7 protein-coding genes and 1 pseudogene are annotated in these 8,134 nt (G+C 65.9%); 2 read left to right on the top strand and 6 right to left on the bottom strand.

The window, feature by feature from the left end:
• Positions 1-162 precede the first annotated feature (162 nt).
• Positions 163-1,599 carry a type I glutamate--ammonia ligase gene (gene glnA, locus BN972_RS03425; RefSeq protein ID WP_036352916.1) on the bottom strand — a complete coding sequence of 479 codons (1,437 nt, stop codon included), beginning with the start codon at positions 1,597-1,599 and terminating at the stop codon, positions 163-165.
• 113 nt (positions 1,600-1,712) lie between these two features.
• On the opposite strand from glnA, the gene BN972_RS28035 reads away from it, so the two are divergent.
• Complete coding sequence (locus BN972_RS28035) at positions 1,713-2,465, top strand: superoxide dismutase family protein (protein WP_080696675.1); 753 nt, start codon at positions 1,713-1,715, stop codon at positions 2,463-2,465.
• A 76-nt stretch (positions 2,466-2,541) separates the two neighbouring features.
• Here the strand turns inward: BN972_RS28035 and BN972_RS27555 are convergent, their stop codons facing one another.
• The gene (locus BN972_RS27555; protein WP_051545005.1) at positions 2,542-3,393 is read right to left on the bottom strand and encodes an alpha/beta fold hydrolase; all 852 of its coding nucleotides are present in this window, start codon (positions 3,391-3,393) and stop codon (positions 2,542-2,544) included.
• Positions 3,394-3,417: 24 nt separating this feature from the next.
• Here BN972_RS27555 and BN972_RS03410 point away from each other — a divergent pair, with 24 nt between their 5' ends.
• Positions 3,418-3,924, top strand: coding sequence for a hypothetical protein (locus BN972_RS03410; protein WP_051545004.1), 507 nt, complete (start codon positions 3,418-3,420; stop codon positions 3,922-3,924).
• A 351-nt stretch (positions 3,925-4,275) separates the two neighbouring features.
• Here BN972_RS03410 and groL read toward each other — a convergent pair whose 3' ends face one another.
• The 4 genes and pseudogenes from groL to rimI form a co-directional block, all read right to left on the bottom strand.
• Positions 4,276-5,895 (bottom strand): chaperonin GroEL, encoded by a 1,620-nt coding sequence (gene groL / locus BN972_RS03405; protein WP_036352910.1) that lies wholly within the window; start codon positions 5,893-5,895, stop codon positions 4,276-4,278.
• Between the two features lie 87 nt (positions 5,896-5,982).
• A complete protein-coding gene (gene groES, locus BN972_RS03400) occupies positions 5,983-6,285 on the bottom strand; it encodes a co-chaperone GroES (RefSeq protein WP_036352908.1) in 303 nt (100 codons plus the stop codon).
• Positions 6,286-6,529: 244 nt separating this feature from the next.
• Positions 6,530-7,563 (bottom strand): annotated as a pseudogene (gene tsaD, locus BN972_RS03395) (tRNA (adenosine(37)-N6)-threonylcarbamoyltransferase complex transferase subunit TsaD).
• Entirely contained in the window at positions 7,560-8,048 is a 489-nt protein-coding gene (gene rimI, locus BN972_RS03390) for a ribosomal protein S18-alanine N-acetyltransferase (protein ID WP_051545002.1), read from the bottom strand. The pseudogene tsaD and the gene rimI overlap by 4 nt, the downstream one beginning before the upstream one ends.
• Positions 8,049-8,134: the final 86 nt, after the last annotated feature.

Genomic DNA, 8,134 nt, shown 5'->3' with positions numbered 1-8,134 from the left:
GCCCGCAGGCCCGACGTCCGCCCGCCGCGGTGGGCACAGGACGTCGAGGTGTGATGGGAGGCCTCAGCCCCCGATCGCGTCGGCGCGGTTCGCCGGCCGCCGGCCGATCGGTCCCGCACCCGGCCGCTGGCACAACCGCGTCGGCGTCGGAATCCTCGTCGGTCACACGTCGTAATAGAGCGCGAACTCAAATGCGGTGGGCCGCAGGTTGAATGGCGCCAGCTCGTAGTCGCGCTTGTAGTTGATCCACGTCTTGATCAAGTCGGGCGTGAAAACGCCTCCCTCGGTGAGGTATTCGCTGTCCTCCTCCAGGCGGTCGATCACCGCGGAGAGTTGCGTCGGGGCCTGGGCAATGTCAGCGGCCTCTTCGGCCGGCAGGTCGTAGAGGTCCTTGTCGATCGGCGGGGGTGGCTCGATCTTGTTCCTGATGCCGTCCAGCCCGGCCATCAACATGGCGGCGAACGACAGATAGGGGTTGCCTGAAGCGTCCGGACAGCGGAACTCCAGCCGCTTGGCCGTGGGATTGTTGCCGGTGATCGGAATCCGCACGCACGCCGACCGGTTGCGCTGGCTGTAGACCAGGTTGATGGGTGCTTCGTAGCCGGGCACGAGGCGCTTGTAGGAGTTGATGGTGGGATTGGTGAAGGCCAGCAACGAGGGCGCGTGATACAACAGCCCACCGATGTAGTGCCGGGCGGTGTCGGACAGGCCGGCGTAGCCGTCCTCGTCGTACATCAACGGGACGCCGTCCTTCCACAGCGACTGGTGACAGTGCATGCCAGAGCCGTTGTCGCCGAATAGCGGCTTGGGCATGAAAGTCACGGTCTTGCCTGCCTGCCAAGCGGTTTGCTTGACGATGTACTTGAACATCTGGTGATCATCGGCCGCGTGCAGCAAGGTATTGAACCGGTAGTTGATCTCGGCCTGGCCGCCGCTGCCCACCTCGTGGTGACCTTTCTCCAGATCGAAGCCGGCGTTGGTCAGGTGAGTCAGCATCTCGTCGCGCAGGTCCACGTAGTGGTCGGTCGGGGCGACCGGGAAGTACCCGCCCTTGGGGCGGACTTTGTAGCCCAGATTCGGGCTGCCGTCAGACTCTGTCTCCGCTCCGGTGTTCCACCAGCCTGATGTCGCGTCCACCTTGTAGAACGCGCCGTCGATGCGCGAATCGAAGCTCACCGAATCGAAGATGTAGAACTCAGCCTCCGGGCCGAAATAGGCGGTATCTGCGATGCCGGAGGAGATGAGGTAATTCTCGGCCTTGCGGGCGACGTTTCGCGGATCGCGCGAGTAAGGCTCGAGAGTGAACGGGTCGTGCACGTGGAAATTGACGTTCAGCGTGGCGGCCTTGCGGAACGGGTCGACGGTCGCCGTCTCAGGATCCGGGAGCAACAGCATGTCGGACTCGTGGATTGATTGGAATCCGCGAATCGAGGATCCGTCGAAGGCCAGCCCCTCTTCGAACACGTTCTCGTCGAAGGCGTAAATCGGAATTGTGAAGTGCTGCATGGTGCCTGGCAGGTCGCAGAAGCGGACATCGACATATTCGATGTTCTGGTCCGCGGCGAGTTTGAAAATGTCGTCAGGCGTCTTTTCGGACACGGGATGCTCCTCGTTCGGCTATCCGCGCTTGGGCGCCCCCCAATTGAGGCACGCCGCGCCGCAGGCCGCATCCGGAGAGTTTTGACCTCGATAAATCGGGGTAGGTACGGCTCATGAATAAGGGCGTTACCATCGCGGTCGCGGCGCTGGCCACGACAATTGCACCGTTAGCCGCCTGCTCGACTCAACAGGGCGGAAACTCGGGCAGCAGCTCCTCGTCTTCGGGCGCGCAGAGCGGCGCAGAGAAATTGAGCACCCAATTGAAGGGTGCCGATGGCAGCCAAATAGCAACGGCTACTTTCGATTTCGCAAACGGCTATGCGACGGTGACGGTGGAGGCCGGACCGAATTCGGTGCTGACCCCCGGTTTCCACGGCCTTGCCGTCCACTCGGTGGGCAGCTGTGAACCCGGCGCCTTCGAGTCCGCGGGCGGGGTGTACCAGGCATCGGGCCACACGGGTTATCCCGCCAGCGGCCAGTTGACCGCTTTACAGGTCCGGCCCGACGGTTCGGCGAAACTGGTCACCACCACCAGCGGCTTCACCGCCGCGGACCTGAGAAACAGCTCGGGCACCTCTCTGGTGGTCACCTCAGATGCCGGCAACCTCGGCGAGGCTTCCACGGAAGAGACAGGCAAGCGGGTCGCGTGCGGCGTCATCGCCGCGGCGTCCGCGACGACGACCTCCTCGACCACCTCGTCCACGACCTCCTCCGTTTCGACGTCAACCAGCGTCAGCACGGTCACCACGACCGTTGCCGTGCCGCCTCCATCGGAAACGACCAGTACCAGCACCGTGACGGTCACCGGTACCCCGACCTTGACAACCACTGCACCCAAGACGGTGACGACTCCCCCCGGCGGCTGACAGGCTGCTTTGGCCGCACGGGGCCGGTGGCGCGTCAACCCCGCCTGCGTAACCGCCCGGCCCGGGCGTACTCCCGTCAGTTTGCGGCTGCGGCCAGGTGCTGCAGGATCCCCGGATAGACGATTTCGGGATGGTCGAGATGCGGGGCGTGCTTCGCGCCTTCGACCGTAAGCAACGTCGCGCCCGGGTACAGACCCAGGACTCGGGAATGATTCGCGTAGGGGGTGACGGAGTCGTCGGTGCCCCAAACCACCAATACGGGAAGTCGATGTTGTCCCACCGAGGCCCATCGATCCCCGGCGTTGGCGGGGTAGTGGGCGACGGTCGACGCGAAGGACTCGGCCATTCCCGGGAAGCGAAGCTGCTCCCGCGCGCGTTCGTTGTAGTCCGGGAACCTTTCAGGTCGACTCAAGTGCTGGCGCTGCAGGCCGTCGATGACGTCGTTGATTCGCGAGGCAAGGACTTTTTGGGCGCCCGGCAGTCGTAACAGGAACTGGCCGGCGAGCTTGAGTGATCCCCCCGCATACAGACCGGGTGCGATGAGCGCGATACTCGCGGCGCGGTCCGGACTTTCGGCGGCAAAGCGCGTGACGATGAGAGCACCCATCGACCAACCGACGAGATGCATGCTGTCGATGCCCAGCGCGTCGACCAGCTCACGCAGCTGGCCGACGTACAGATCGAGGTCGTAGTTCACCCGTGGCCGGTCGGAAAGCCCGCGGCCGAACTGGTCGTAGCGCAGTACACGAAACCCTTGCGCGGCAAGTTCTTCCGCGAGACCCTCCCAGACATAGCCAGGCGTGACGAGCCCGTGCACCAGCACCACCCACGGGCCGTCGTCACCGGTGACGTGGTACGCGGTGACACCGTGCGACAGTGACGCCGACCCGGCGTTCGCCGCATCCCTCGCTTGCGGCAATGACTGCATGTCCGCAGCCTATACAGTTCAGTCATGTCGACCCGCAAACGTGCTTCAACCGCCATTGGCGCCGCGATGTGTGCCCTGTCGTTATCGGCCGTACTCAACGTCGCCGAAGCTCGCGGCGCCCCGCTGCCCGAATTCTGCGTACCGCCGGCGGTTGCCGACAACGTCTGCACGGTGCGACTGGCGTCGGTGACGGCCAATGTCACCGACGGCACGATCACCGGGACACCGGCCGGGGGCGGCTCGGCGATCACGCTTGCCGGACAAGCAGAGGCGTACCTGAAGTCGGCTGGATTCGGCGCCTCGGCCCCGGGCCCGATTCAGCGTTGGGACAGCACAATCGACAGTGTGGGTATCCCCGATCCGTCGGACCCGAATTGGTACGGTAACGCCAAGGCCAGAGCATTCCTGCCCAGAACGCTCAACGACCTCGCGACCCAGTTTCCACCCAACGTCCTGGTTGCGCGGTTCTCCCCTGACGACGCCCAGCCGGGATGGTTCCGGCTGGTCTCCATTCAGCCGATCTCCCAGTAGGCGGCGCTGCCGGTCTCAAGGGCGCCGACACACCGACGGCGCCGCCGGGTCGAGGCCCGCGTCTTCGTGCGAATCCTGGTCGGCGCACCGCCATCCAGTCGAGGATCGAGGAACACGTCGTTGATTTCGAGACGCATTCCCATCGTTATTAGGCCCGATTGCGGCATCATATGTTTCGGGTCAGGCATTCCACATGTTGCCACCCACGTGAGCGTCTCCTCTTCGCCTCGGCAATCTTCCCCCCGTCGAACAGCTTGTTGGACGACTCCAAGTAGTCGCTCTGTTCATCGAACAGTTCCACGAAAACACCCCCGGCCCATGGGAGGACCGGGGGTGACTCGTCTCGCTTAGTTAATGCGCGTGGCCGTGGTGCCCGTGACCGTCGTCGGCTTCGTCGGCCGGCCGCTCGACCACCGCGGTCTCGGTCGTCAGCACCATCCGGGCCACCGACGACGCGTTGAGCACCGCAGAGCGGGTCACCTTGACCGGGTCGACGACGCCCTCGGCCGCCAGGTCGCCATATTCGCGGGTGGCGGCATTGAGGCCCTGCCCGGCAGGCAGCTCGCTGACCTTGCTGACCACCACTGCGCCGTCGAGTCCGGCGTTGGTGGCGATCCAGTACAGCGGGGCGGCCAGCGCCTCGGAGAACACGTCGACACCGAGTTGCTCGTCACCGCTGAGCTCCTCGCGCAGTGACTTGAGCACGTGGCGAGACTGGATCAACGCCGAACCACCGCCGGCGACGATGCCCTCCTCGACGGCCGCCTTGGCGGCAGCCACCGCGTCCTCGACGCTTTCCTTGCGCTCCTTGAGTGCCGTCTCGGTGGCCGCGCCGACCTGGATCACGGCGACACCGCCGGCCAGCTTGGCAACCCGTTCCTGCAGCTTCTCCCGGTCCCAATCGGAGTCGCTGGCTTCGATCTCGGCACGCAGCTGCTTGACCCGGTTGGCGACCGCGTCCTTGGAACCGGCGCCGTCGACGATGATCGTGTCGTCCTTGCTGACCACCACGCGCCGGGCCGACCCCAGCACGTCGAGCCCAACCTCGCGCAGGACCAGGCCGGTGTCGGGGTTGACCACCTCGCCGCCGGTGACGATGGCCAGATCCTGCATGAAGGCCTTGCGGCGGTCGCCGAAGAACGGCGACTTGACCGCGACGGCTTTCAGCGTCTTGCGGATGGAGTTGACGACCAGCGTCGCCAGCGCCTCACCCTCGACGTCCTCGGCGATGATCAGCAGCGGCTTGCCGGCCTCGGCAACCTTCTCCAGCAGCGGCAGCAGGTCGGGCAGCGAGCTGATCTTGTCCTGGTGCAACAGGATCAGCGGCTCGTCGAGCACGGCCTCCTGGGAGTCGAAGTCGGTGACGAAGTACGCCGATAGGAAACCCTTGTCGAAGCCAACGCCTTCGGTGAACTCCAGCTCCGTGTTCAGCGTCGAGGACTCCTCCACGCTGACGACGCCGTCGTGGCCGACCTTGCTCATCGCCTCGCCGACCAGCTCACCGATCTGCTCATCGCGCGAGGACACCGTGGCCACCTGAGCGATGGCCTCCTTGCCGGACACCGGCGTGGCCGCGGACAGCAGCGCCTCGGAAACGGCATCGGCGGCCTTACTGATCCCCGAACCAAGCGCGATCGGGTTGGCGCCGGCGGCCACGAGGCGCAGCCCGCCCTTGACCAGGGCTTGGGCCAGCACGGTCGCCGTGGTGGTGCCGTCGCCGGCCACGTCGTTGGTCTTGGTGGCGACCGACTTCACTAACTGGGCGCCCAGGTTCTCGAACGGGTCTTCCAGGTCAATCTCGCGGGCCACCGTCACACCGTCGTTGGTCACCTGCGGACCGCCGTATGCCTTGGCCAACACCACGTGCCGGCCGCCGGGTCCGAGGGTCACCTTGACCGCGTTAGCGAGCTTGTTGACGCCCGCTTCCATGGCGCGACGCGCGGTCACGTCGTACTCGATAAGTTTGCTCATCAGGCTCCTTAGCCCAGCTCATAACGCATGCCGCCCCGGAAATCACCCGTGCCTGGGCACGGGGATCGCCGGGGCGAACATGGTGACTTACTTGTTAACGACAGCCAGCACGTCGCGCGCCGACAGAATCAGGTATTCCTCGCCGCCGTACTTGATCTCGGTGCCGCCGTACTTGCTGTAGATGACGGTGTCACCCTCGGAGACGTCGAGCGGGATCCGCTTCTCGCCGTCCTCGTCCCAGCGGCCGGGACCGACTGCAACGACGGTGCCCTCCTGGGGCTTCTCCTTGGCGGTGTCAGGAATGACCAGACCGGACGCGGTCGTGGTCTCGGCCTCGTTGGCCTGTACGAGAATCTTGTCCTCGAGTGGCTTGATGTTCACCTTCGCCACGATTGGAGCCCTCCACTAGTTAGATCGGGTCCGGGACGTTCGCCCCGACCGAGTTTGGCGGTCGGTCCGGGGGCTACCCCGAACCGTCCGAATTACCAGATGACCTGGCATTCGTCCTAGCCCTAGCGTCGTCGTCGCGGGTGCCGACGCACGGGGAATTCCGACTGCCTCCTAGCACTCTATACACGAGAGTGCTAGCACTCAAGGGCGGCCCGGTGCTTCCCGCGGGTCGGCATTTGCGGCACTACCCCACCTGCGCCTTGACCACCGGCAGCCCCGGGTCGCTGGCCGCGTCCAGCGGCGACGGCGGGGCTCCCGCCACGACGAGCTGCGCGGCGAACGCCGCGATCATCGCCCCGTTGTCCGTGCACAGCCGCGGCCGGGGGATCCGTAGGGTCAGGCCGGCATCGGCGCATCGCTGCGTGGCCAGCTCGCGCAGCCGCGAATTGGCCGCCACTCCCCCGGCGATCAGCAGCGTCGATACCCCCAGCTCGGTCGCCGCCCGCACCGCCTTCTTGGTCAATACGTCGGCGACCGCCTCCTGGAATCCGGCGGCAACGTCGGCCGGCCGGAAATCCGGGTGACTCTCGACGTAGCGAGCGACCGCGGTCTTGAGGCCGGAGAAGCTGAATGCGTACGGGTCGTCCCTGGGTCCGGACATCCCGCGCGGAAACACCACAGCGTCCCGATCGCCGGTGCGGGCCAGCTCATCGAGCACCCGCCCGCCCGGATAACCCAGACCCAGCAGCCGGGCCACCTTGTCATAGGCCTCGCCGGCGGCGTCGTCGACGGTGCTACCGAGCTCGACGATCGGCTCGCCCAGCGAACGCACATGCAGCAGGTGAGTGTGGCCGCCGGACACCAACAACGCCACACTCTCCGGCAACGGCCCGTGCTCGTAGAGATCGGCGGCCAGATGTCCGCCGAGATGGTTGACGGCGTAGAACGGCACCCCCCAGGCCGCCGAATATGCCTTGGCCGCAGCCACTCCCACCAACAGCGCACCGGCCAGCCCGGGCCCGATGGTGGCGGCGACGATGTCGGGCTTACTCAAACCGGCCGTTTTCAACGCGCGGCGCATCGCTGGCCCAACGCCTCCAGGTGCGCACGCGAGGCGATTTCGGGCACCACACCGCCGAACCGGACATGCTCGTCGACGCTGGACGCCACCTCGTCGGCCAACAGTGTCACCGTGGCTCCTTGACCGGAGCCATCAAGGCGTGCAATGCCGACACCCGTTTCATCACAGGAGGTTTCGATAGCAAGGATGGTAGTCATTGGGCTTCCCGTCGCATCGTGTAGGCGTCGGCGCCACTCACCCGGTAGTAGCGCTTGCGCAGACCGACCTGTTCGAAACCGACGCTGCGGTACAGCCCGATCGCCGGCTCGTTGTCGGTGCGAACCTCCAGGAACACCACGCCCCCGTCGGCGTAATCCAGGAGTTCGTCGAGCAGCCGACGCCCGATCCCGCGCCCCTGGTAGGCGGGATCCACACCGATGGTGTGCACCTCGTATTCGAAGGGCGGGGTGCGGCCCAACCGCGAGATCCCCGCGTAGCCGACCAGCGTGTCGCTGCTGCGCGCACCTACGTAGTGGTTGGTCTTGCTGGCCAGCTCCCGCTTGAACGCGACAGCCGGCCACGGGTCGTCACCGTCGAACAGCAGCGCCTCCAGCTCCGCGCACCGGGCGGCGTCGGCGTAGGTCAGCGCGCCGATGGTAATGGGTTCAGCGGCGCCCGATGGCGCCGCTCCTCCGCATCGCATTCGCTCTGCATCGTCGCTGGCGGCACCCGATGGCGCCGCTCCTCCGCATCGCATTCGCTCTGCATCGTCGCTGGCGGCGCCCCATG

This window comes from Mycobacterium asiaticum DSM 44297, from assembly GCF_000613245.1.
Lineage (GTDB): Bacteria > Actinomycetota > Actinomycetes > Mycobacteriales > Mycobacteriaceae > Mycobacterium > Mycobacterium asiaticum.
The sequence above is the reverse complement of the archived record's forward strand: the minus strand, read 5'-3'. Positions and strand labels throughout refer to the sequence as shown.